This window comes from Streptomyces sp. NPDC006512 (assembly GCF_040611935.1).
Classification (GTDB): domain Bacteria; phylum Actinomycetota; class Actinomycetes; order Streptomycetales; family Streptomycetaceae; genus Streptomyces.
The window spans coordinates 59,427-82,398 of sequence record NZ_JBEXPG010000013.1; the positions used below are offsets into that span (position 1 = coordinate 59,427).

20 protein-coding genes are annotated in these 22,972 nt (G+C 74.8%); 8 read left to right on the forward strand and 12 right to left on the reverse strand.

Translation table 11 applies throughout. From position 1 onward, the window contains the following. Nucleotides 1-8 precede the first annotated feature (8 nt). Nucleotides 9-1,670, forward strand: a complete 1,662-nt coding sequence (locus tag ABZZ17_RS12095; RefSeq protein ID WP_356874768.1) for an amidohydrolase — start codon at nt 9-11, stop codon at nt 1,668-1,670. Between the two features lie 19 nt (nt 1,671-1,689). Here ABZZ17_RS12095 and ABZZ17_RS12100 read toward each other — a convergent pair whose 3' ends face one another. Both ABZZ17_RS12100 and ABZZ17_RS12105 read right to left on the reverse strand, forming a co-directional pair. After that, complete coding sequence (locus ABZZ17_RS12100; protein WP_356874770.1) at nt 1,690-2,874, reverse strand: AAA family ATPase; 1,185 nt, start codon at nt 2,872-2,874, stop codon at nt 1,690-1,692. 82 nt (nt 2,875-2,956) lie between these two features. Next, nucleotides 2,957-4,075, reverse strand: a complete 1,119-nt coding sequence (locus ABZZ17_RS12105) for a DUF3533 domain-containing protein (protein ID WP_356874773.1) — start codon at nt 4,073-4,075, stop codon at nt 2,957-2,959. A 158-nt stretch (nt 4,076-4,233) separates the two neighbouring features. On the opposite strand from ABZZ17_RS12105, the gene dnaE reads away from it, so the two are divergent. Continuing rightward, entirely contained in the window at nt 4,234-7,821 is a 3,588-nt protein-coding gene (dnaE, locus tag ABZZ17_RS12110) for a DNA polymerase III subunit alpha (RefSeq protein WP_356874775.1), read from the forward strand. Then, entirely contained in the window at nt 7,818-8,825 is a 1,008-nt protein-coding gene (locus ABZZ17_RS12115; RefSeq protein WP_356874777.1) for a hypothetical protein, read from the forward strand. Before dnaE ends, ABZZ17_RS12115 begins: the two co-directional genes overlap by 4 nt. A gap of 31 nt (nt 8,826-8,856) precedes the next feature. On the opposite strand, the gene ABZZ17_RS12120 is transcribed toward ABZZ17_RS12115, so the two are convergent. Next, entirely contained in the window at nt 8,857-9,963 is a 1,107-nt protein-coding gene (locus tag ABZZ17_RS12120) for an acyl-CoA dehydrogenase family protein (protein ID WP_356874779.1), read from the reverse strand. Nucleotides 9,964-10,169: 206 nt separating this feature from the next. Here ABZZ17_RS12120 and ABZZ17_RS12125 point away from each other — a divergent pair, with 206 nt between their 5' ends. Further along, on the forward strand, nt 10,170-11,030 hold the full coding sequence (locus ABZZ17_RS12125) for an alpha/beta fold hydrolase (RefSeq protein WP_356874781.1): 861 nt from the start codon (nt 10,170-10,172) through the stop codon (nt 11,028-11,030). Between the two features lie 103 nt (nt 11,031-11,133). Here the strand turns inward: ABZZ17_RS12125 and ABZZ17_RS12130 are convergent, their stop codons facing one another. The 4 genes from ABZZ17_RS12130 to ABZZ17_RS12145 form a co-directional block, all read right to left on the reverse strand. Further along, complete coding sequence (locus tag ABZZ17_RS12130) at nt 11,134-12,219, reverse strand: lytic polysaccharide monooxygenase (protein ID WP_356874783.1); 1,086 nt, start codon at nt 12,217-12,219, stop codon at nt 11,134-11,136. 198 nt (nt 12,220-12,417) lie between these two features. After that, nucleotides 12,418-12,894: a hypothetical protein gene (locus tag ABZZ17_RS12135; protein WP_356874785.1), complete on the reverse strand. Its 477-nt coding sequence runs from the start codon at nt 12,892-12,894 to the stop codon at nt 12,418-12,420. Nucleotides 12,895-12,959: 65 nt separating this feature from the next. Then, complete coding sequence (locus tag ABZZ17_RS12140; RefSeq protein ID WP_356874787.1) at nt 12,960-13,442, reverse strand: DUF402 domain-containing protein; 483 nt, start codon at nt 13,440-13,442, stop codon at nt 12,960-12,962. After that, a complete protein-coding gene (locus ABZZ17_RS12145) occupies nt 13,439-14,383 on the reverse strand; it encodes a GNAT family N-acetyltransferase (RefSeq protein WP_356874789.1) in 945 nt (314 codons plus the stop codon). Before ABZZ17_RS12145 ends, ABZZ17_RS12140 begins: the two co-directional genes overlap by 4 nt. Before the next feature lie 70 nt (nt 14,384-14,453). Between ABZZ17_RS12145 and ABZZ17_RS12150 the strand changes: the two genes are divergently transcribed. Further along, on the forward strand, nt 14,454-14,840 hold the full coding sequence (locus tag ABZZ17_RS12150) for a GntR family transcriptional regulator (protein ID WP_356874791.1): 387 nt from the start codon (nt 14,454-14,456) through the stop codon (nt 14,838-14,840). Between the two features lie 141 nt (nt 14,841-14,981). Here the strand turns inward: ABZZ17_RS12150 and ABZZ17_RS12155 are convergent, their stop codons facing one another. Further along, entirely contained in the window at nt 14,982-16,085 is a 1,104-nt protein-coding gene (locus tag ABZZ17_RS12155; protein ID WP_356874793.1) for a DUF5925 domain-containing protein, read from the reverse strand. Nucleotides 16,086-16,275: 190 nt separating this feature from the next. Here ABZZ17_RS12155 and ABZZ17_RS12160 point away from each other — a divergent pair, with 190 nt between their 5' ends. Continuing rightward, entirely contained in the window at nt 16,276-17,085 is an 810-nt protein-coding gene (locus ABZZ17_RS12160) for an SGNH/GDSL hydrolase family protein (RefSeq protein ID WP_356874795.1), read from the forward strand. Between the two features lie 36 nt (nt 17,086-17,121). On the opposite strand, the gene ABZZ17_RS12165 is transcribed toward ABZZ17_RS12160, so the two are convergent. After that, the gene (locus ABZZ17_RS12165) at nt 17,122-18,807 is read right to left on the reverse strand and encodes a serine/threonine-protein kinase (RefSeq protein ID WP_356874797.1); all 1,686 of its coding nucleotides are present in this window, start codon (nt 18,805-18,807) and stop codon (nt 17,122-17,124) included. 258 nt (nt 18,808-19,065) lie between these two features. Here ABZZ17_RS12165 and ABZZ17_RS12170 point away from each other — a divergent pair, with 258 nt between their 5' ends. Continuing rightward, nucleotides 19,066-19,335 (forward strand): hypothetical protein, encoded by a 270-nt coding sequence (locus ABZZ17_RS12170; protein ID WP_356874799.1) that lies wholly within the window; start codon nt 19,066-19,068, stop codon nt 19,333-19,335. Between the two features lie 51 nt (nt 19,336-19,386). Here ABZZ17_RS12170 and ABZZ17_RS12175 read toward each other — a convergent pair whose 3' ends face one another. Together ABZZ17_RS12175 and ABZZ17_RS12180 are read right to left on the reverse strand one after the other, a co-directional pair. Beyond that, nucleotides 19,387-20,613, reverse strand: a complete 1,227-nt coding sequence (locus ABZZ17_RS12175) for a CaiB/BaiF CoA-transferase family protein (RefSeq protein ID WP_356874801.1) — start codon at nt 20,611-20,613, stop codon at nt 19,387-19,389. Between the two features lie 74 nt (nt 20,614-20,687). Further along, nucleotides 20,688-21,809 (reverse strand): type ISP restriction/modification enzyme, encoded by a 1,122-nt coding sequence (locus tag ABZZ17_RS12180; protein WP_356874921.1) that lies wholly within the window; start codon nt 21,807-21,809, stop codon nt 20,688-20,690. Nucleotides 21,810-21,970: 161 nt separating this feature from the next. Here ABZZ17_RS12180 and ABZZ17_RS12185 point away from each other — a divergent pair, with 161 nt between their 5' ends. After that, entirely contained in the window at nt 21,971-22,138 is a 168-nt protein-coding gene (locus ABZZ17_RS12185) for a hypothetical protein (RefSeq protein ID WP_356874803.1), read from the forward strand. 13 nt (nt 22,139-22,151) lie between these two features. On the opposite strand, the gene ABZZ17_RS12190 is transcribed toward ABZZ17_RS12185, so the two are convergent. Further along, a complete protein-coding gene (locus ABZZ17_RS12190) occupies nt 22,152-22,901 on the reverse strand; it encodes a GntR family transcriptional regulator (RefSeq protein ID WP_356874805.1) in 750 nt (249 codons plus the stop codon). Nucleotides 22,902-22,972: the final 71 nt, after the last annotated feature.

Below are 22,972 nucleotides of genomic sequence, written 5' to 3' on the forward strand. Positions count from 1 at the left end.
ACCACCCCATGCCCGGCACCGCACAGCCCTTCCCCGCCGACCTGCTGCTCACCGGAGCCCGCATCCACACCGTGGACCCGGAGCTGCCCGAGGCCGAGGCCCTCGCCGTCCACGACGGCCGGATCGTCTGGGTCGGCCCCGACACCGGCGCGGAGGCCTGGGCCGGACCGGACACCGAGCGGATCGACGCGGGCGGGAAGCTGGTGCTGCCCGGCTTCGTCGACGCCCACAACCACGTCCGGCTCGGCTCCGACGACGCCTGCGTCCAGCTCGCCGGGGTCCGGACCCTGGAGGCCATCCTCGACCGCATCGGCACCTGGCGCGAGGCCCACCCGGACGCCGCGTGGATCGAGGCCGAGGCCTTCGACTACTCCGCCATCCCCGGCGGGCGGATGCCCTGCGCCGCCGACCTGGACCCGGTCACCGGGGACACCCCCGCGATCGTCCTCTCGTACGACGTGCACACGGCCTGGCTGAACACGGCCGCCCTGCGCCGCCTCGGCGTCACCCGGGACCACACCGACCTGCCCTTCGGCACCGCCGCCGTCGACCCGGAGACCGGCGAGCCCACCGGCTTCGTCAAGGACTTCGCGATCAAGGGGCTCTCCCGCGACGGCCACCGGGCCCTGCGCGACCTCGGAGTGCCGTGGGCCTCGACGGACCGGCAGTACGGGCGCCTCGCCAAGAGCCTCGACGACGCCATCGGCTTCGGCATCACCACCGTCGTGGAACCCCAGAACTCCCTCGACGACCTGGAACTCTACGAACGGGCCCGCGCCGAGGGCCGGCTGCGCTCGCGCATCGTCGCCGCCCTGTTCCACCCGCGCGGCACCACCGAGGAGGAACTCGACGCCTTCGCCGACGCCGCCCGCAGGTACGCCGGGGACCGGCTGCGGGTGGGCCCGCTCAAGCTGTACATCGACGACGTGGTGGAGCCGCGCACGGCCGCCCTGCTGGAGCCGTACACCGGCTGCGGCAAGCACCGGGGCGAGACCTTCTACCCGGCCGAGGAGTTCGCGGAACTCCTGGCCGGGCTGGACGCGCGGGGCTTCCAGTGCTTCGTCCACGCCACCGGAGACCGGGGCATCCGCACCGTCCTGGACGCCGTCGAACACGCCCGTACGGTCAACGGCCCGCGCGACGCCCGCCACCAGGTCGTGCACGTGGAGTGCCTGGACCCGGCCGACGTCCCGCGCTTCGCGGAACTCGGCGTGGTCGCCTGCATGCAGCCCCGGCACTGCGCCCCGGAGATCGCGGGCCCCGGCCAGGACTGGGCGGAGAACGTCGGCGAGGACCGCTGGCACAAGGCCTGGCCCATGCGCAGCCTGCACGAGGCCGGCGCGGTCCTGGCCTTCTCCAGCGACTGGAACGTGGCCGAGATGGACCCGATGATCGGCATCTACACGGCGGTCACCCGCCGCCCGCTGGACGGCGGCGACCCGTGGCAGCCGTCCGAGACGGTCGACGTGGCGACGGCCGTGCACGGCTACACGATGGGCTCCGCCTACGCCAACTTCCTGGAGCGGGAACGCGGTTCCCTCACGGTCGGCAAGGTCGCCGACTTCGTCGTCCTGTCCCGCGACATCCTCGCCATCGCCCCGGAACGCATCCCCGGCACCGTGGCGGAAACCGTGGTGGTCGGGGGCGAGGTCGTCCACCGGGCGCCCTGACCCGGACCGGAACCGGCCGTCAGCGCTGGGGCCAGTACCAGAGGGGTTCGTCCAGGGGACCCTCACGGCCCGCCACCTCGGTGCGGCCGAACTCCTTGAACAGGGTGATCGTCCGCAGGTCCACCCGGTGCCGGCGGGTGCCCGCCGCCAGGGCCTCGGCCAGCGGGGCCGCGTGGGTGACCACCACCGTCTGGGTGTCCCGGGCCGCGGTCAGGATCAGGTCGGCGAGGGGGGCCAGCAGGTCCGGGTGGAGGCTGGTCTCCGGCTCGTTGAGGACCATCAGGGACGGCGGCCGGGGCGTCAGCAGGGCCGCCGTCCACAGCAGGTAGCGCAGGGTGCCGTCGGAGAGTTCGGCCGCGCCCAGCGGACGCAGCAGGCCGTGCTGGTGGAGCTCCAGCCCGAACCGGCCGTCCCGGTCGGTGACGGTGACCCGCGTCCCGGGGAACGCCGCGTCGACGGCGGCGTCCAGCGCCGCGCCGTCCCCGGTCTCCCGGATCGTCTGCAGCGCCGCCGGCAGGTCCGAGCCGTCGGCGCCGAGCACCGGCGTACGGGTGCCGACGCGCGCGGTCCGGGCGGGCGCCTCGGCGTCGGTGCGGACGTGGTCGTAGAACCGCCACGACCGGATCAGCTCGCGCAGGGCGAGCAGGTCGGGCGCCAGCTGCGGGTCGGCGAGTTCGCCGAGCATGGAGTCGTAGGGGCGCAGCGCGTTCTGGGTGCGGTGCCAGCCGCCGTCCGCCGTGCGCGTCCGCACGGCCGGCCCCGCCCGGTCGCACAGCAGCGCCGCGGGGCGCAGCACGGGCCCGGCCCAGGTGCACTCGCGCTTGATCTCCGGGTCCAGGGAGAAGAGCGAGTCCGGTACGGGCGCCGGGTGCCCGAAGTCCACCGCGTACCCGAACTCGTCACCGGCGAAGCCCAGCCGCAGGCTGACCGGCTCGGCGCGCACCGTCCCCTGGAGCGGCCGGTGCCCGTCCCGGACGTCCCGGGACAGTTTCTCCGGACCCGCCCACAGGGTGGAGGGCAGACCGCCCTCCCGGGCCAGCGCGGCGACCGCCCCGCCGCGCGCGGAGTCGGCGAGGAGCCGCAGCGAACGGTAGAGGCTGGACTTGCCGGTGCCGTTCGCCCCCGTGACCACGGTCAGCCGGCCCAGCGGCACGATCAGCCTGCGCAGCGAGCGGTAGTTCTCCACGGCCAGGGTGGTGATCACGTCTCGGGGTGCTCCTCGGGAGCGAGGGAACGGCCCCTCGGGAGCACCCGCGGGCCCGGCCGGTCGTGGAAGACGGGGGTGTTCACCGCCCGGCCGTTCCCTCGCCGGCGAACCGGGCGACCGAGGGGGAGTCGTCGGGGAGCCCGCTGCCGACGGCGGCTCCCGGCTTGCCCTTGCGGAAGGCCGCGCAGGCGATCGTGACGGCGGAACCGAGCACCGCCCAGCCGGCGAGCACCAGCATCGGACCGCCCGCGCCGTTGCCACTGAAGTACGCGATGGAGCGCCCGGCGTACGTACCGGCGCCCGGCGGCAGGGCCGGGCCGATGGTGCTCCAGAACGGCGGCAGCAGCGGGTACGGGTAGGCGCCGCCCGCGCTCGGGTTGCCGAGCACCACGACCAGCAGGATCGCCAGGCCGATGCCGACGACGCCCGCCAGCCCCTGGAGGGCCAGGGTGATCGCGCCGACCGCGAAGACGACCAGGGCGCCGAGGCCCCACAGGGCCATGAGCGAGCCGGGCAGCGCGTCCAGGACCGGGCCCGCGATGACCGCGCCGAGCAGGCCGGCGACGATCGCGTACACGAGCAGCGCGCCGAGCCGGATGACGGCGCGGGCGGAGTTCGCGGGCCGGGCGCCGGCGCTGATCGCGAGGATCGCGGCGCACAGGTACCCGCCCACGCACCAGCCGACGACGAGGTAGAAGGAGCTCAGGCCGCGCCCGTCGCCGGCTGCGGCCGGGGCCACGTCGGTGACCCGGACGGTGCGGCCCTGGCTCTTCTCGGCGCGGCCGACGACCTCCTCGATGGCCTGGGAGAGGGAGGCTCCGGCGCCGCCCGCGACGAGCAGCCGGTCGGTGGTGCCCTCGGGGTCGACGACCAGGGCGCCGTCCACCTCGCGGTTCTGGATCAGCCGGACGGCGTCGACCTCGTTCTCGGCGACCCGGGTGTCGAGCGGCTCGCCGGGCAGCTTGCCCAGCTGCTGCGCGGTCCGGTCGGCGAGCGGGGCCGTGGGGGCGGCCACGGCGAGCGGGATCTCGCTGGGCTTGGGGTGGTGGAAGGCCCCGATGTAGGAGGTGATGAAGGCCAGCTGGAGGGCCAGTACGCCCAGGACCAGCAGGGCTGCCCGGGTGGTCACGGCGTCCTTGATCTCGGCGAGGAAGCCGCCGGGCGGACCTGGGTCGGTGCTCTGGGTGGGCTGGGTCATGCCTCCCACGCTCGGCGCGCCGGGGACGGGGCGCAGCAGGGGAGGGCCGAACGGATGATCGAACAAGTGTTTCGCACGGGTATTCGAATTGCTCTATGGTGGAGACCGGGGGGAGACCGAAGGAGCCGGGGGGCATCGAGCGAAGCAGGAGGCCGCGGGTGCCTGGTTTTACGCATCTGCACACCGTTTCGGGGTTCTCCGCGCGCTACGGAGCCTCCCACCCGGAACAACTGGCGGAACGTGCCGTCGAGCGGGGCATGGACGCCCTCGCCCTGACCGACCGCGACACCCTCGCGGGCGCGGTGCGGTTCGCGAAGGCGGCCGCCGGCGCCGGGATCCGGCCCCTGTTCGGAGTGGACCTGGCCGTGGCCCCGGCGGTTTCCGGGCCGGCCGGCCGGCCCGCCGTCGCCGCGGGCGAGGCCTCCCGCCGGCGCCGGGTGCCCGTCAAGGGCGGGGCCTTCGTGGACGAGTCCGCCGCGCGGGCCGTCTTCCTGGCCCGGGACGGGGCCGCCGGATGGGCCGCGCTGTGCCGGATGGTCACCGCCGCGCACGCGACCCACCCGGGCGCGGAGCCGGGCACGACCGGAGCCTGGGGCGTCGGGGCTGGCGGGGCGGACGGGGCCGACGGTACGGACGGGGCCGACGGAGCGTCCGGCGGGCCCCGGCCCGACGGGTCCGGCGCGCCCGGCATCCGCGTCCGCACCGGACAGCCGCTGCTGCCCTGGGAGGCCCTGCGCGCCGACGGCGTGTTCGTCCTGCTCGGCCCCGGCTCCGAAGTCGGCCGGGCCCTCGCCGCCGGCCGCCCCGACCTGGCCGCCCGGCTGCTCGCACCCTGGCGGGAGGTCTACGGGGACGCCCTGCGCCTGGAGGCCGTCCACCACGGCCGCCCCGGCACCGGCCCCGGCTCGCTGCGGCTGGCCGCCCGTACGGTCGGCTTCGCCGCCGAACAGGGGGTCCCGGCCGTACTGACCAACGCCGTCCGGTACGCCGACCCCGGCCAGGGCCCCGTCGCCGACGTCCTCGACTCCGCCCGCCGGCTCGTCCCCCTCGACCCCCGCGGCCCCCTCGACACCGGCGAGCGCTGGCTCAAGGCCCCCGCCGCCATGGCCGAGACCGCCGACCGGATCGCCGAAGCCGCCGGGCTGCGCCCCGCCGACGCCCGGCGCCTGCTCGCCCGTACCCGGGAGACCGCCGGGGCCTGCTCCGTCGATCCCGAGGAGGACCTCGGCATCGGCTCCGTGCACTTCCCCGAGGCCCGCCTCGTCGGCGCCGCCCACCGCACCGCCCAGCGGGTCCTCACCTCCCGCGCCTCGGCCGGCATGGTGCTGCGCGGCTACGCCGGCGACCGCGCGTACTGGGACCGGATGCACCAGGAACTCGACGTCATCGCCCACCACGGCTACGCCTCCTACTTCCTGACCGTCGCCCGGGTCGTGGACGACGTGCGGGACATGGGCATCCGCGTGACCGCCCGCGGCTCCGGCGCCGGCTCCCTCGTCAACCACCTCCTCGGCATCGCGCACGCCGACCCCGTCGCCCACGGCCTGCTGATGGAACGATTCCTGTCCAAACGCCGCCGCGTCCTGCCCGACATCGACATCGACGTGGAGTCCGCCCGCCGCCTGGAGGTCTACCGCCGGATCATCACCCGCTTCGGAACCGAACGCGTCGCCACCGTCTCCATGCCCGAGACCTACCGGGTCCGGCACGCCATCCGCGACGTCGGCGCCGCCCTGTCCATGGACCCCGCCGCCGTCGACCGGCTCGCCAAGGCCTTCCCGCACATCCGCGCCCGCGACGCCCGTGCCGCCCTGGAGGAACTGCCCGAACTGCGCGACGTACGGGGGGAGTCGTACGGGCGGCTGTGGGACCTCGTCGAGGCGCTGGACGCACTGCCGCGCGGCATCGCCATGCACCCGTGCGGGGTGCTCCTCTCCGACGCCTCGCTCCTCGCCCGCACCCCCGTCGTCCCCACCAGCGGCGAGGGCTTCCCCATGTCCCAGTTCGACAAGGAGGACGTGGAGGACCTCGGCCTGCTCAAACTCGACGTGCTCGGCGTCCGCATGCAGTCCGCGATGGCCCACGCGGTCGCGGAACTGCGCCGGGCGACCGGGCGGGAACTCGACCTGGACGACCCGGCGCAGCTGCCGCCCGGTGACGCGGCGACGTACGAACTGATCCGCTCCGCCGAGACGCTGGGCTGCTTCCAGATCGAGTCCCCGGGCCAGCGCGACCTGGTGGGGCGGCTCCAGCCCGCCACCTTCCACGACCTCGTGGTCGACATCTCGCTGTTCCGCCCGGGACCGGTCGCCGCCGACATGGTGCGGCCCTTCATCGAGGCCCGGCACGGGCGGGCCCCCGTCCGCTTCCCGCACGAGGACCTGGCCGGGGCGCTGCGGGAAACGTACGGGGTGGTGGTCTTCCACGAGCAGATCATCGAGATCGTGCACGTCATGACCGGCTGCGGCCGCGACGAGGCGGACCGCGTCCGGCGCGGGCTGTCCGACCCCGGCTCGCAGGCCCGGATCAAGGTCTGGTTCGCGGCGGCCGCCGCGGCGCGCGGCTACTCCCCGGAGGTGACCGCCCGCACCTGGGAGATCGTCGAGGCCTTCGGCAGCTACGGCTTCTGCAAGGCGCACGCGGTGGCCTTCGCCGTACCCACCTACCAGTCGGCCTGGCTCAAGGCCCACCACCCGGCGGCCTTCTACGCCGGACTGCTGACCCACGACCCCGGCATGTACCCCAAGCGCCTGCTGCTGGCCGACGCCCGCCGCAGGGGAGTGCCCGTGCTGCCGCTCGACGTGAACCGCTCTGCGGTCGCCCACCGCATCGAACTGGTGTCCGGTACTCCGGAGCGCTGGGGGCTGCGGCTCGCCCTCGCCGACGTCCACGGCATCAGCGAGACCGAAGCCCGCCGCATCGAGACCGGCCAGCCCTACGCCTCCCTGCGCGACTTCTGGGACCGCGCCCACCCCGGCCGCCCCGTCGCCGAACGCCTCGCCCAGGTCGGCGCCCTGGACTCCTTCGGCACCAACCGCCGTGACCTGCTGCTCCACCTGACGGAACTCCACGGCGCCCAGCGCGCCTCGGCCACCCAACTCCCCCTGGGCGGAGGCCGTTCCACCGCCCGCGTCGGACTGCCCGACCTCACCGGCGCCGAACGGCTCAGCGCCGAACTCGGCATCCTCGGCATGGACGCCTCGCGCCACCTCATGGGCGACCACCACGCCTTCCTCACCGAACTCGGCGTCACCCCGGCACACCGGCTCCGGGACACCGCGCACGGCCGGACCGTCCTCGTCGCCGGCGCCAAGGCCGCCACCCAGACCCCGCCGATCCGCTCCGGCCGCCGCGTCATCTTCACCACCCTCGACGACGGCACCGGACTCGTCGACCTCGCCTTCTTCGACGACAGCCAGGAAGCCTGCGCCCACACCGTCTTCCACTCCTTCCTGCTCCTCGTACGAGGCGTCGTGCAGCGACGCGGACCGCAGAGCCTGAGCGTGGTCGGAGCGGCCGCCTGGGACCTCGCCGCCCTCGCCGAACTGCGCGCCGACAGCGGCCTCGAAGCCGTCACCACCCGGCTCGCCGAACCCCCGGCCGCCCCCGGCCCCGGCGACTCCGGCCGCCGCATCCACCTGCCGACCGGCTACGAGATGAACCCCTGGGCCGACCTCCAGCCGCCCGGCGAACGCGCCGCGACCGGCCGCAAGCTGTGGCACTCCAGCCCCGGGAGCGCCGGATGACCGCGATCCTCCACGTCCGCTGCGCCCCCGGGCTCCCCGAAGACGGCTACCGCGAACTCCTCGACCTGCTCCGGGAGTTCTCCCCGTTCGTCCAGGCCCTGCCGCCCCGCGCCGCCCTCGTCCAGGCCCGCGGTGCCCAGCGGTACTTCGGCTCCGGCCCCACCCGCATCGCCGAGGTCGTCCGGCTCCGCGCCGTGGCCCGGCTGGGCACCGACGTCCGCATCGGCGTCTCCACCACCTGGGCCGTCGCCGCCATGGCCTCCGCGCGCGTCCCCGAACCCGGCGGAGTCCTCTCCGTCCCCGGGGAATCCGTCACCGCCTTCCTCGCCCCCCTCCCCGTCGAAACCCTGCACGGACTCGGCGCCCGGCAGGCCGACGCACTGCGCCGGTACGGGCTCCACACCGTCGGAGCCCTCACCCGGGTCCCGCCCGGGGTCCTGGAACGGATCCTCGGCAAACGGGCCGGCCGCACCGTCGCCGACCGCGCCCGCGGCATCGACCCCCGCCCCGTCACCCCGCGGGACCTGCCCGCCTCCACCGCCGTCCGCACCCGCTTCACCCGCCAGGAACTCGACGGCCCCCACACCCGGGCCGCCCTGCTCACCCTCGTGGTCCGGCTCGGCGCGACCCTGCGCGGACGCCACCAGGCCGCCCGCTCGCTCCACCTCACTCTCCACTTCGCGGGCGGCACCCGGTGGGAGAAGACCCGCCGCCTCCCCGAACCCTCCGCGCACGACGAAGACCTCCGCACCCTCGCCTACCGCCTCATGGACGCCGCGGGACTCCAGCGGGCCCGCCTCACCGGCATGACGCTCCGCGCCGAAGACCTCACCGGCGCGGCAGCCGCCACCCGGCAGATCTCCCTCGACCCCGTCCGCGAATCCCGCCTCACCGTCGAAGCCGCCGTCGACCGCGCCAACGCCCGCTTCGGCCCGGGCACCGTCAGACCCGCCGCGACCCTTCTTTCCGGGGGCGCCTCCGCCTCCGGGACGCTCGCGGCCTGACCCCTTTCCCCAGGGGGGCGGGACGGGACCCTCAGAGGTCCTCCAGCATCCGCCGGGCTGTCTCCGCCTTCAGGGCGGTGGTCTGGGCCTGGATCAGGTGGAACTGGGCCTCGCGGGAGAGGCGGCCCGCGGTGTGCCCGTACTGGACCGCGCGGCCGCCGGCCACCGCCACGCAGGTCGCGGCCGCCCGGACGGCCAGGTCCAGGGCGGCGGCCCGCAGCGCGAGGCGGTCCTGCGCCCGTTCCCCCGGCGGGAGTTCGTCCCGCAGCGCGTACGCCTCCGCGCGCAGCCGGGCGGCCCGCCGGGCGACCCGCAGGCCGAGGTCCTCGTACGGGGGCGAGGCGAGCAGGAAGTCCGCCGTGGCCCGCAGCTGGCCGAAGACCGCGGGCTGCGCATCGGCGTTCTCCAGGTCGTACGCCCGGATCCAGTCCGCCCGCGCCGCCCGGCCCAGCACCCGCGCGTCCGGCACGTGGACGTCGCGCAGCTCGACGGAGGCCGTGTGCGTACCGCCCATCGCCCACAGCGGGGCCCCCGCGACCGCGGTCAGACCGTCCCCCGGCACGCGGTCCACCAGGGCGAGGACCACCTCGTCGGACGCGGTGGCGGCGCCGACGAACAGGGAGTCGGCCAGCGCCCACCCCGTCACCCACGGCACCCGGCCCGCCAGCCGCCACCCGCCCGGAACCCGTTCCGCGGTGACGGGCGGGCGCGGGTGCCGCAAGAAGGCGAAACCGGCCGTCGCCCGCCGCTCACCGGCCGCCAGCGCGGGCAGCCACTCCTCGCGCAGGGCCGTGCCCGCCGGGTCCCGGGCCGCGAGCAGGGCCTTGGCCAGCGGAACGTGCTGGGTCCAGACGAACCACGTCGAGGGGTCCACCGCCGCCAGCACCTCGTGCACCTCCCGGGTCACCTGACGCGGCGTGAGACCGCTCCGCGGCGCCGGTTCGTATCCGATCAGCCCGTACGCGCCACAACCGGCGAGGGTTTCCAGGTGCGTGACGGGCACCCCCGCCTCGGCCGTCCGCTCCGCCTCGGGCCGCAGGACGCGTACGGCGGCCTCCGTGACGGCCGCGACGAGCGGATCGGCCGCCAGGGCCGCCGGGGCGGCCAGGTCGGTACCGGCGCCAGGAGCCCTCTGCATGGCCGCGCTCACCTCAACTGGGGGTTCGGGGGCGTCCATTGTTCCTGAGCGGCACTGGAGACGGACTCGACACGCGAGTTTTTACCGACGCGTAACTTCCCTGTCTTGCTACTCGCCCGTAATTTGGCCGGAGCAGCCCCCTTGTGATCCGGATCACGGGACGAACCCCCACGAACATTCCCCTTGACCCGCGAGGAGATCACACGATGCTGCCCTGGAGACGCCTGCTCCGCCCGCTGGCCGTCCTCACCCTCGCCGCCGCGGCCCTCGTCGCCCCCACCGGCACCGCACAGGCCGCGGCCGCCCCCAGCAGCGGCTGGAACAACTGGTCCTGCAAACCGTCCGCCGCACACCCCCGGCCCGTGGTCCTCGTCCACGGCACCTTCGGCAACTCCGTCGACAACTGGCTCGGGTTCGCCCCCTACCTGGTCCACCGCGGCTACTGCGTCTACTCCCTGGACTACGGCCAGCTCCCCGGCGTGCCCTTCTTCAACGGCCTCGGCCCCATCGACAAGTCGGCCGCCCAGCTCGACGTCTTCGTCGACAAGGTCCTCGCCGCCACCGGAGCCTCCAAGACCGACATCGTCGGCCACTCCCAGGGCGGCATGATGCCGCGCCACTACCTGAAGTTCCTCGGCGGCGCCCCCAAGGTCAACGCGCTCGTCGGGATCGCCCCCGACAACCACGGCACCACCCTCCTCGGCCTCACCCAGCTGCTCCCGTACTTCCCCGGAGCCGAGGACCTGATCAGCACCGCGACCCCGGGCCTCGCCGACCAGATCGCCGGGTCCCCCTTCATCACCCGCCTCAACGAGGGCGGGGACACCGTCCCCGGCGTCAAGTACACGGTGATCTCCACCAGGTACGACCAGGTCGTCACCCCGTACCGGAGCCAGTTCCTCGACGGGCCGAACGTCCGCAACGTCCTCCTCCAGGACCTGTGCGTCCTGGACTTCTCCGAGCACGTCACCATCGGCCTGACCGACCGGCTCGCCTGGCACGAGGCGCTCAACGCCCTCGACCCGGCCAACGCCGAACGGACCACCTGCGCGTCGGTCTTCGACTGACGCGCAGGTGGTCCGCGGCGGGAGGGCGCCGTTGGGGCGGCGCCGTGGTCGGTGAGGTCTGCCCGGTCCGCCCAGGCTGCCGGGTCTGTTCGGTCCGGCCGGACTAGCGGCCGTGGCGGCCCGTCGTCGCCCGGCGGCGGGCCAGGCCGAACAGCACGGCCGCACCGGCGGCCAGCGCGCCCGCACCGGCGATCGCGAGCGCCGGGGTGGCGCCGCTGCCGCCCGTCTCCGCGAGGTTGTCGCCCTTGACAGCGAACGGGGTCGAGGACGCGAGCGGCGCGGGGCCGCCGGCGTGGCCGTTCGTCTTCGGGTCGTCGTCACCGTGGCCGTTGTGCTCCACCGAGGACTTGGCCGCGCCGTCCGCGATCTGCCGGTCCGTCGGGGCCTCGGCCTTCGGGCCGTCACCGCCGACGGGCGCGGTGGTGGGCGTGGCGGGCGCGGAGGTGCCCGCTCCCGGCTTCGAGCCGGGCTTCGTCCCCGCGGGGACGCTCGCCGACGCGCTCGGCCCGGTGCCCGGAGCGGTCGTTCCCGTGCCGCCGCCGGTGCCCCCGCCGTCCTTGCCGAAGACGACGTCGGAGCAGGTGTAGAAGGCCTCCGGGCTGTCCGAACGCTGCCAGACGCTGTAGACGAGGTGGCGGCCGGTCTTCTTCGGGACGGTCCCGCTGAAGACGTAGTCGCCGTTCTGCATGCCCGGGTCGGTGACCTTCGCGAACGGCGCCGGCTCCAGGTCGGACCACTTCAGCGGCTTCGTCGGGTCGTACCCGTCCTTCGTGACGTACAGCTCGAAGGAACCCTTGTGCGGGGCGGTGCCCTTGTAGCGGAAGGTGTGCGCCCCGGCCGTCATCGGGCTGGCCGGCCAGTCGGCGCGCGGCAGGTCCAGGCCCTTGTATTTCGCGTTGCCGGCCGAGCACAGCTGCCCGTCCGGGATCAGGGACTTGCTCTGGCCCGCGGCGTTGGCGATGTTCACCGCGTTCCAGTCGTAGAACGCCTGCGCCCCGCTCGCCGCGACGGCCGCCTTGCACGCCGCCGACTTCGGGGACTCCGGCCCTTCCGCGTAGCACGCCGCCACCCGGCTGACCGGGTCCGTCATCGACCCGTGGGCGGCCGCGGGCACGGCGGCGTACGCGGCCACCGCGAGCGGGGCGAGACCGACGGCGGCGATTCGGGTGGCGGTGCGGCGTACGGGCATGGGGGAACTCCTTCGGGCACGGGGCAGGGTGCGCCAGCGGGCCGGGGCCGTGCGGCGCCGCCCCCGAATCGGGGTCCCGACGCCGCGACCGGCCCTCCCTGGCCCCGCCAAGCTAGCCCCCCGGACCCCGCGTTTTCCCCTGACGGAGCCCCCGGAGCCGATCCTTAGGGTCCGGTTAAGGCAGAGGAAAGCGGCACCTCAGGAACGGGCCTCGACGTGCTCGTCGGACCACTTCAGGAGCGTCACGGCCAGCTCGGAGAGGTCGACGCCCAGCTGTACGAGCTCCTCCGGGAGGGACTCGTACGCGCTGGATCCCTCCTGGGGGCGGTCGTTCGCCGGATCCTGGACGGCCACGGCCGCTTCCCCCGCCGGCTTCCGCAGGCCGTAGATGTGCCTGTTCCGCTTCCGGAACGCCGCCACGCAGTCGTCGAGGACCTCGCGGAGCTCACGGGAGGCCTCCGCGTCGTACGCGCCGGTGTCGAGGATCTGCTTGACGGTGTCGAGGGCGTCCGGTCCCGACGCCCTTGCCGCCACCACGGAAGCGAACGGACCGGCGACCATCCTCTCCATCGTCTGGAACAGGGCGAATTCGGTCGCTGCCGAATTCCTGACCATGAAGCCCAGGGCCAAGTCCAGGTCCTTCTCTTCGGGGCTGTGAGCGTAGAAGTCTTCCATCCGGCCATCCTCGCCTTCCCCGTGGTCTCCGGACAGCGAATATCCGCGCCCCCGGCCGGACCGCGCTACGGGAGCAGGGCCGCCAGGCCGGACGGGGTCCTGGCCTGGTCGTCCAGGGCGTCCAGGGCGCGGACCGCCTGGGCGGCGGCCTCCGGGTCCGTCGCGGTCAGCCCGCTCGCCGCGAACTCGTCCTCGTCCAGGCGCAGTACCGACGTCCGGTCCGCGGAGACCCACAGGTCGAGGTCCAGGTCCTCCACCAGGATCTCGCCCTCGCGGACCACCGCCGGGCGCGTGACGTCGCAGTACCAGCCCTTGAGGACCCCCTCGCCGGTCCACACCTCCTTGACCGCGTACCAGCGCGTGCGCCAGAAGTGCTCGACGAACACGTCACCCGGCTCGAAGCGCACGAAGCCGAAGTCCTTCACCGCCTCGGCCGCCCAGGGGGCGCGGACGGAGATCCGGTCGCCGTCGTCGGCGACCTCCACCGCCGGATAGCGGATCTTGGTGCGGCCCGCCTTCGTCAGGGTGACGGTCCATCGGCTGCTCACTGTGCGGCTCCCGTCTTCTTCGCGTACCGCGTCTCGGTCGCGCAGATCTCGTACCCGAACCACCTGTTGATGGCGAGCATCGGTTCGTTCCCGGCGTCGTTTCCGGTGAACGCCTCCCGGTAGCCGGCCGCGCGGGCCCGCAGCAGGGAGTCGGTCTTGGCGAGCTTGGCCAGCCCGCGTCCGCGGAAGGCGCGCAGGGTGCCGGTCATCGCCGAGGAGTAGCGGCCGGCGCCGTCGGTCCGCGCCGCGGAGAAGGCCGCCACGACCCCGTCGACGAGGACGGCCGTGGTCAGCTCGTGGTCGAGGGCCGGGTTGTGCCAGACGTCGCGCAGCCAGTCCTCGTAGTCGTCCAGCTCGACGGGTACGTCACCCGGCTCGTCGGCCGAGGCCTCGCAGTCCGCGCGGTGGAACGGGCGCGGGTCGGCGGCGAAGGCGCTGCCGGGCCGCAGCTCCACTCCGGCGGGAAGCTCGGGCAGCGGCGGCAGCGCGGCCGCCGTCAGGTCCAGGCGCAGGAAGTGGGCCGAACGGCCGGCGCGGTACCCGCGCCGCTCGGCGAAGGCCCGGTGCTCCGGCTCGTCCAGTACCCAGCTGTACGTGTCCGTCACGTCCGGCCGCGCCAGGTGCGCCTCGGCCGCCCGCACGAGCGCGCCCCCGGTGCCGAGGCCGCGGTGCTCGGGGTCGACGTACACGTTGACGTACGCCTGCCCGGGCTCGGTGCTTCCGTGGGCCACGCCCACCTCGGCGGTGCCGACGGCCAGGCCCTCCGGGGTCTCGGCGAGCAGGACGCGGCGGTGGCCGTCGGGATGGGCGCGGGCGAGTTCGTAGGTCACGGCCGCGGCCGTGGTGACCATGAAGGGCAGCGCCGCGCGGCGCACCCGGACGGCGGATCCGGCATCGGCGGTGTCGCCCGGGCGCAGGTCGCGGATGGTGATGGTGGTCATGCGGCCGACGCTACGGGCGGCCGGGTGCGGGCCGCCTCCGAATTACGGCCGATGGGGGAGAATCCGTCAGGTGACCCCGACGAACCTGAAGATCACCATCGACGACGGGGCGGGCTCGGCCGCCCCGTACGAGCAGTTGCGCGCGCAGATCGCCGACCGGGCCCGGTCGGGGAGGCTGCCGGCCGGCTTCAAGCTGCCCACCGTGCGGGGCCTGGCGGAGGAGCTGGGGCTGGCCGCGAACACCGTCGCGAAGGCCTACCGGGCGCTGGAGGCCGACGGGGTGATCGAGACCCGGGGCCGCAACGGCACCTACGTCGCGGCGGCAGCGGAGGGCGCCGCCCGCGAGGCCGCGGGAGCCGCGCAGACGTACGCGGAGCGCGCGCACCGGCTGGGCCTGACCCAGGCGCAGGCCCTGGAGGCGGCCGCGGACGCCCTCCGGGCCCGGTACGCGCAGTAGCCCGGGCGGCCCGTTCCGGCAGCGGGCGCGGGGCCCGCACCGGGGCCCGGCCCGGTTGACCGGGTACCCCCGGCTCCGGTGGACCGGGTACCCCTGCCCCCGTTGACCGGGTACCCCCGGCCCGACGGCGGGACCCCCAGCTCAGAGGTAGAGGCCCTCCGGGCTGTGCGGCTGGGCCGGGAGGACGGCGGCCGGGCCCGTGCCGCGCCGGAGGGCGAACAGTTCGGCGAGGGTGGCGCCCTCGCGGGACACGCCCTCGTCCGTCCCGAGCCAGTCCACCGCCTCCCCGTGCGTCAGCCGTCCGACCTCGATGCGGGCCAGGCAGCGGCCCGGCCGTACCACCGCGGGGTGCAGCCGCTCCAGGTCCTCGTTGGTGGTGACGCCGACCAGGACGTTGCGGCCCTGCCCCAGCAGACCGTCCGTCAGGTTCAGCAGCCGTGACAGGGCCTGGCCGGCCGTGTGCCGGGCCTCGCCGCGGATCAGCTCGTCGCAGTCCTCCAGCAGCAGCAGCCGCCAGCGGCCCTTCGCCGTGCCCTCGTCCTCGCCGATCGCGATGTCCATCAGGTAGCCGACGTCGTTGAACAGCCGCTCCGGGTCCAGGACGCAGTCCACCTGGCACCAGTCCCGCCAGGACCGGGCCAGCGTGCGCAGCGCGGACGTCTTGCCGGTGCCCGGCGGGCCGTGCAGCAGGAGCAGCCGCCCCGCGATGTCGTCCGGGGTGACCTTCATCAGCCGGTCCAACGCCCCGGCCACCGGCGCCGTGTAGTTGGGGCGGACCTCTTCCCAGGTGCCGGCGGAGATCTGCCGCGTCGTGCGGTACGGGCCGCGCCGCGGGGAGACGTACCAGAAGCCCATCGTGACGTTCTCCGGCTGCGGTTCGGGCTCGTCCTGCGCCCCGTCCGTGGCCTCGCCGAGCACCCGCGCCGCGACTTCGTCGGTGACCGCCGTCACCGTCACGTCCGCGCCCCGGCTCCAGCGCGAGATCAGCAGGGTCCAGCCCTCCCCCTCGGCGAGGGTGGCGCTGCGGTCGGTGTCGCGCGCCGAGCGGAGCACGACCGCCCGCGGGGGCAGCAGCGTCGCCTCCGCCTTGACCCGTTCGATCGACACGCTCTGCGAGTACGGCTGCTCGCCGGAGGCGAACCGGCCCAGGAACAGCGCGTCGACTACGTCCGACGGTGAATCGCTGTCGTCGACATTGAGCCGGATCGGCAGCGCGTCATGCGGGTCTGCTGGCATGGCGCCCATGATCCGGCACGAACTGGCCCCGTGCACCTGTGTTTCGCCGGATCGGGTGCCCGAATTCCCTCTTCAAACGCATCGGGAGTGAAGATTCCGGCCCGTTCCCACCCCGAACATTCTTGGCATGAACACTTACAGAATCCCCCGGCTGCTTGTACCACGGACTCAGGAGTAACCCCCACTAGGAGCCGCACACATGAGCAAGAGAATGTCGCGCTTCGCAGCCCTCACCTCCTCCCTGGTCCTCGCCGCGGGTGCCGCCCTGTTCGGCGCCGGCCAGGCGGCCGCCGCCCAGGCCGACTTCGGCTACGTCGCCCTCGGCGACTCGTACTCCTCCGGCGTCGGCGCCGGCAACTACGACAGCGGGAGCGGCGACTGCAAGCGCACCGCCCGCGCCTACCCCGCGCTGTGGGCGGCCGCCCACGCCCCGCAGACCTTCTCCTTCACCGCGTGCTCGGGCGCCCGTACCGGTGACGTCCTCGCCGGCCAGCTCGGCCCGCTCAACTCCGGCACCGACCTCGTCAGCATCACCATCGGCGGCAACGACGCCGGATTCTCCGACGTCATGACGACCTGTGTGCTCCAGTCCGAGTCCACCTGCGTCAACCGCGTCAACCAGGCCAAGGCGTACGTCGACTCCACCCTCCCCGGCCGGCTCGACCAGGTGTACGACTCCATCCGCGGCCGGGCCTCCGGCGCCAAGGTGGTCGTCCTCGGCTATCCCCGCTTCTACAAGCTGAACGGAACCTGCGCCACCGGCCTCACCGAGGGCGAACGCTCCGCCATCAACGGCGCGGCGGACCACCTCAACGCCGCCATCGCCAAGCGCGCCGCCGACCACGGCTTCACCTTCGCCTCGGTCGCCGGCGCCTTCACGGGCCACGAGATCTGCTCCGGCAACGCGTGGCTGCACAGCGTCAACTGGCTCAACATCGGCGAGTCGTACCACCCCACCGCCGCCGGACAGTCCGGCGGCTACCTGCCGGCCTTCACCTCCAAGGCCTGAGTCCCGGCCCTGAGCCCGGGTCCTGGGGCCCGGGCTTCAGGGAGCGGGTTCCGGGTCCGGCGCCCCCGTGGACGGGGGCGCCGGGTCCGGTGACCCGGAGGGCTCCGGCGAAGCGGGCGGGGAGGAGGAGGCTCCGCCCGTCGGGGTCGGCGGCGCCGAGCAGGTGACCGAGAACTCCAGCCACGCGGACTCCGTCCGTACCGGCTGCCGCACCTCCAGCCGGACCGCGTCGTCCAGGGTCGCCCCCGGCCGGTACCCGGACGCGGTGTGCAGGACCTGACGGGTCCGCGGTCCGCCCTCCTCGTACGAGACGCTCTCCCAGCCCCGGTCCGCGGCGTCCCCGCCGCGCGTGGCCCAGCGGTACTCCAGCACGACGGGAGTACGGGCGACTTCGAGGGTGGCGGTGAAGGCGGGCGCGCCCACGGCGGGCGGCGGACAGCTGCCGCTGTAGACCGCGCGCAGGGTGTGGACGTACACGGTGACGCTCTGGGCGGGCTCCGCGCTCCCCGAAGCCGAGGCCGAGGCGGACGCGGAGGCCGAAGCGGAGGCCGGCGCGGACGGGGAAGGGGAGGGGGACGCGGACGCCGGAGCCGGGGAGTCCGGACCCGTACCCGGAGCCCCGGCGCCCCGGCCGCCCCCGCTCTGGCGGTCCTTCAGCAGCAGCCACCCCAGCAGGCCCAGGGCCACCAGCAGGACCACGATGCCGAGGGTCAGCACCGTGCCCGCGTTCCCCTGCCGCGCACCCGGCCCCGGCGCGGGGCCCCGTACCGGCACCGGCACCGGCGGGGTCGCCGCCCCGTACGGCCCGCCGCCCTCGTCCTGCCCGAACCGCGCCGTCACCGCAGGGGCGCCGGGCTCCGACACCGGTCCGCCGGCGGCCCGTACGGCGCCGCCCGCACCGATGATCCGCAGCATCCGGGAGGCCTCCGCCGCGTCGAGGCGCCGGTCCGGATCCTTGCGCAGCAGCCCTTCCAGGACCGGTTCCAGGGGGCCGGCCCGGCGCGGCGGCGGCAACTCCCCTTCCACCACGGCCCGGAGCGTCGACAGCGCGGTGTCCTGCCGGAACGGCGAGACCCCCTCCACGGCCGCGTACAGCAGCACCCCGAGCGACCACAGGTCCGACTCCGGTCCCGGATCGCGCCCGAGCGCCCGTTCCGGAGCCAGGAACTCGGGGGAGCCGACGACCTCGCCGGTCATCGTGATCGCCGACGAACCCTCCAGGCTCGCGATCCCGAAGTCGCCCAGCACCACCCGGCCGTCGTTGGCGATCAGCACGTTGGCCGGCTTGACGTCGCGGTGCAGCACCCCCGACCCGTGCGCGGACCGCAGCGCGGCGAGGACCTGCTCGCCGACGTGCGCCGCCCGCTGCGGGGTCATCGGCCCCTCGCCCTCCAGTACCTCGGCCAGGGAGAGCCCGCGCACCAGCTCCATCACGATCCAGGGGCGGCCGTCCTCGCTCGCCACGTCGTAGACCGTGACGACCCCGCGGTGCGAGACGCGGGCCGCGGCCCAGGCCTCCCGCTCCAGGCGCCGGTACATCCGGGCCACCTCCGCCGCGTCCAGACCGGCGGGCGCCCGCACCTCCTTGACGGCGACCTCGCGGCCCAGTACCTCGTCCCGGGCCCGCCAGACGATCCCCATGCCCCCGCGGCCGAGCGGGCCGAGCAGCCGGTACCGGCCCGCGACGACACGCGCGGCGTCGTCACTTTCGTTCCCACTCACGCGTACCCCCATGCGTCACCGGGCGATCACTCCAAGTTAGCGCAGGAAGGCTTCCGTGGCCCCTGCCGTGACGTCACTCCCTGCGGGGCTCCCCAAGTGGGCCGATTTGTGCGGAGAGTGACGGCCGACTCCGCTGAGTAATCGTCAACTACCCGTAAGGACAGGGGTAATTCACACCACCGGGATACCCGAGCGCGACGCGGGGGCGATAGGGTTACCCTGCCCGGGCCGGGTGCCCTCGTACGGGTGGGGAGAGACATGGAACAGATAGCAATGCGCAGCAGGCCGCCTCGCGTGCCTGCCATCACCTGCGGCAGCAACGCGACCAGCTCGCGCCTCGACCGCCACCTCGCAGTGCTGGGCGGCCCCGCCGTCCCGCGCCACGAGTCCGCCGAGGCGACCCTGCTGATGCGTGAGCTCACGTCCCGCGACCACACGCACGTCCAGCGGAGCCGGAGCGCGCGCGTCGCCCTCTTCGCCCCGCTGCGCAGGCTGCGGCGCACGCTCTTCGGCAGCCGCCGCTCGTAAACCGACCCCGTCGCGCAGCCGGCCGCTCCGGCTGCACCCCGGCCCACGTCCCTACTCGCCGGCGTCTCCCCGGCCTCCGGCGATCACACCGTCCCGGCGCAGTGCCGCGATCTGCGCGCCCGTCATCCCCAGGGCGCGCAGCAGGGCATCGTCGTGCTGGCCGAGCGCGGGCACCGCTCCCATCCGCGGTGCCGCGCCGCCCGGCAGCCCGATCGGCGGCAGCAGCGCCCGCAGCGGGCCCACCGGAGAACCCACCTCCCGCCAGCGGTCCCGTGCCGCCAGCTGCGGGTGCCCGGCCAGCTGGGCCACCGAGTTCAGCCGCGCGCAGGCGATCCCCGCCTCCTCCAGCCGCCGGACCGCCTCCTCCGCGCCCAGCCCCCCGAGCGCCGCGGCCACCACCGCGTCGGTCTTCTCCCGGTTTCGGGTGCGCGCCGCGTTCGTCGCGAACGCCGGATCCGCGGCCAGGTCCGGCCGGTCCAGCACCTGCCGCGCGAGCCGCTGCCACTCCCGGTCGTTCTGCACCGACAGCAGCACCCGGTCCCCGTCGGCCGTCGCGTACGCGTCGTACGGAGCGATCACCGCGTGCGCGAGTCCGGTGCGGACGGGCTGCTCCCCGTCGTGCATCGTGTGGTGCAGCGGGTGCCCCATCCACTCGGCGAGCGAGTCCAGCATCGACACCTCGACCGGACCGCCGCGCCCGGTGGTCCCGCGGCGCAGCAGCGCGGCGAGGACCCCCGAGAAGGCGTACATGGCCGCCGCGATGTCGGCCGCCGGGATCCCCGCCTTCACCGGCTCGTCGCGAGTGCCGGTCACCGACACCAGACCCGCCTCGCACTGCACGAGCATGTCGTAGGCGCGCTTGTGGGCGTACGGGCCCTGCGGACCGTAACCCGAGACGTCCACGGCGATCAGCCGCGGGTAGCGGGCGCACAGCGTCGCCGCGTCCAGCCCGAGCCGGGCGGCGGCGCCGTGGGCGAGGTTCTGGACGAAGACGTCGGCGTCGTCGAGCAGCCGGTGCAGCACCTCCAGACCGCGCGGGTCCTTCAGGTCGAGCGTGAGGGACTCCTTCCCGCGGTTGGCCCAGACGAAGTGGGAGGCCAGACCGTGGGCGGCGGTGTCGTAGGCGCGGGCGAAGTCCCCGCCGTCGGGGCGCTCGACCTTGATGACCCGGGCGCCGAGGTCGGCGAGCTGACGGGTCGCGAAGGGGGCGGAGACGGCCTGTTCGACGGCGATGACGGTGAGGCCGGCGAGGGGAAGGGGCTCGGTGTCGGTGTCCATGACACCGATCCCTATCCCGGCGCGCCCCGGTCTGTCACCCCCCGGAGGGGACGACGCGCTGCGGAGCGCGGAGGTCAGAGCAGGGCGAACTGGCCGCCCGGACCCTCCTCCTGGTGGTCCAGCACCGAGGCGGGCCGCCGGGCCCAGCGCGGCGGCGGCAGCACCCCGGCGGCCGTGAGCTCGGAGGCGGGCAACGGCGGCCCCGGGACGAACGCCGCCCGCTCCGGGGCCAGCGCGGCCAGCAGCGCCAGGGTCGTCACCAGCGCCGGCAGCTCCGAGGTCCAGGCCTGCGGCCAGCCGGCCGGGCCCAGCGCGGCCAGCCCGTCCGCGTCCGCCGCCCGGTGCGCGCAGCGGGCGGCGAACCAGGCCTCCAGCACCCGGACGCCCTGGGCCTCGTACTCCCAGGCCGCCGCCGGGACCGGCGACACGGCCCCGTCCCCGAGGGTCAGCGTCTCGCTCTCCGCGTCGTACCCGATGCCGTCCGGCCACCCCGTGACCGCCGCCCGGACGTACGGCCGCCGGCCGCCGGGCAGCCGGGGCGGCTCCCCGCCCCGCGCCCCGCGCAGCTGGACGGCCAGCAGCCGGTGCCCCAGCTCCAGCCCGGCCCGCCAGCGCTCCGGGTCGGCCGTGAGCGGGACCTCGTGGCCCCGGGGCCCCGGGCGGCCCGCGGCGAGGATCCAGCACAGCACGTCCTCCGCGGTGACCCAGCCGCCGAGGCGCTCGCCCAGCAACGGCAGCAGGCCCGGCGCGAGGTTCGGCTCGGCGCCGCCGGGGCGCCGGTGCAGCGGCCGGATCCGGCCGAGCCGGCCCGCCGGGAGGTGCGCCGTGACCAGCAGCTCCGGCATCTCCACCACGAACAGCTGGTACCCGTCGCGGACCCGCCACAGCTCCGGCCGCGCCGAGTCGATGAGCCGCTGGTCGGGCAGCAGCCACTGCTCGTCGAAGGGGGCCCGGAGCACCCGTACGGGTTCGGGGAACGGGCCGGGCGCGTCGGCGAACCGGGCCGTCGCGGAACGCTGCCCCGGCAGGGCGGCGGCGCCGGAGGCGGTCGTACGCGCCCGGGACGGGCGGAACAGCCGCTCCCGTTCGGCCCCTTCGGCGCCCGTCAGGGCGCTCCAGCGGGTGCGCAGCGTGGCCGGGTCGGGCGCAGCGACCCAGTCCCGGCCCAGGCGCAGGCCGCCCACGGCCCAGGGCATCAGATCGTCCAGCAGCGGGTTCGGCGGCGGTGTCTCAGCGCTCACCCGGCAGATGGTAGCGACGCCCGCCGGGGGCGGGCCGCGTCCTGGCCGAAGCGTTACGCTCCTTATGGACGCATATGTGACGTGTGCACCCATCCGTACCGACGGAGGAGCCGGCCATGAGCCAGTACGACGAGTACTCGACGCCCTCGCAGGCCGAGGGCGAACGCCTCGACGAGGACATGGACGACAAGCAGCGCGAGCAGCGCCACCACCCGCAGACCGTGCGCACCACCCCCTCGCAGGCCGAGGGCGAGCGCAGCGCCGAGGACGACGAGACGAAGTAGCAGCGTCCGGGGCTCAGGGCGCGTCGACGGTGACCGTGAAGGAGAACCGGTCGCCCCGGTACCGGATCCGGGCCACGTCGGCCACCCGCCCGTCCTCGTCGTAGGTCACCCCCGTGTAGTGCAGGATCGGGCTCAGCAGCGGGACCCGCAGCAGTTCGGCCGTCACCGGGTCGGCCAGCCGCGCCTCGACCGTGTCCGTGATCCGGCTGATCCGTACGCCGACCACGTCGCGCAGCACCTTCGTCATCGGCCAGCGCACCAGGTCCGCCAGGTCCACCGCCTCGGCGAGCTCCGGGCGCACCGCGTTCTCCGCCCAGTTCGAGGGCTCGTCGCTCTCGCCGTCGTACCGGAGCCTGCGGTACGTGACGACCTCCGCCGTGTCCGGGAAGTGCTCCAGCAGCTCCCCGGACACCGGCGTGCGCTCATGGCCGAGAATCGTCGTCCGCTCGCCCGACTGCTGCGCCACGATCGCGTCGACCGAGCCCAGCAGCCGCACGGGGGCGCCGCGCCGCGCCCCCGGCTCGATGAAGGTCCCGCGCCGCCGGTGGCGGCTGATCAGGCCCTCGCCCTCCAGCTCCTTGAGCGCCTGGCGCATCGTCAGCACGCTCACCCCGTAGTGCTCGGCGAGCTGTTCCTCGGTCGGCAGCCGCAGGGAGGCGTCCGGGGTGCGCCCGAGTATCGAGGCGCGCAGGGACTGCGACACCTGATACCAGAGCGGCAGCTTCCGGTTCAGTACGAGGGAGTCGGGGGCGAAGGCGGTCACGGGTGGTTCTCCGTAGGGCTGGCCGGACGTCGTGCGGTGCGCGGCGCGAGCGGACTCCCGCCCGCGCATGC

Bases quoted from the DNA above. Each gene is read 5' to 3' on its own strand.
- ABZZ17_RS12125 (WP_356874781.1), top strand. From the start codon at position 10,170: ATGCTGCCCTGGAGACGCCTGCTCCGCCCGCTGGCCGTCCTCACCCTC.
- ABZZ17_RS12180 (WP_356874921.1), bottom strand. From the start codon at position 21,809: ATGCCCTGGGCCGTGGGCGGCCTGCGCCTGGGCCGGGACTGGGTCGCT.
- ABZZ17_RS12170 (WP_356874799.1), top strand. From the start codon at position 19,066: ATGGAACAGATAGCAATGCGCAGCAGGCCGCCTCGCGTGCCTGCCATC.
- ABZZ17_RS12115 (WP_356874777.1), top strand. From the start codon at position 7,818: ATGACCGCGATCCTCCACGTCCGCTGCGCCCCCGGGCTCCCCGAAGAC.
- ABZZ17_RS12095 (WP_356874768.1), top strand. From the start codon at position 9: ATGCCCGGCACCGCACAGCCCTTCCCCGCCGACCTGCTGCTCACCGGA.
- ABZZ17_RS12105 (WP_356874773.1), bottom strand. From the start codon at position 4,075: ATGACCCAGCCCACCCAGAGCACCGACCCAGGTCCGCCCGGCGGCTTC.
- ABZZ17_RS12185 (WP_356874803.1), top strand. From the start codon at position 21,971: ATGAGCCAGTACGACGAGTACTCGACGCCCTCGCAGGCCGAGGGCGAA.
- ABZZ17_RS12120 (WP_356874779.1), bottom strand. From the start codon at position 9,963: ATGCAGAGGGCTCCTGGCGCCGGTACCGACCTGGCCGCCCCGGCGGCC.
- ABZZ17_RS12135 (WP_356874785.1), bottom strand. From the start codon at position 12,894: ATGGAAGACTTCTACGCTCACAGCCCCGAAGAGAAGGACCTGGACTTG.
- ABZZ17_RS12130 (WP_356874783.1), bottom strand. From the start codon at position 12,219: ATGCCCGTACGCCGCACCGCCACCCGAATCGCCGCCGTCGGTCTCGCC.
- ABZZ17_RS12160 (WP_356874795.1), top strand. From the start codon at position 16,276: ATGAGCAAGAGAATGTCGCGCTTCGCAGCCCTCACCTCCTCCCTGGTC.
- ABZZ17_RS12145 (WP_356874789.1), bottom strand. From the start codon at position 14,383: ATGACCACCATCACCATCCGCGACCTGCGCCCGGGCGACACCGCCGAT.
- ABZZ17_RS12175 (WP_356874801.1), bottom strand. From the start codon at position 20,613: ATGGACACCGACACCGAGCCCCTTCCCCTCGCCGGCCTCACCGTCATC.
- ABZZ17_RS12155 (WP_356874793.1), bottom strand. From the start codon at position 16,085: ATGGGCGCCATGCCAGCAGACCCGCATGACGCGCTGCCGATCCGGCTC.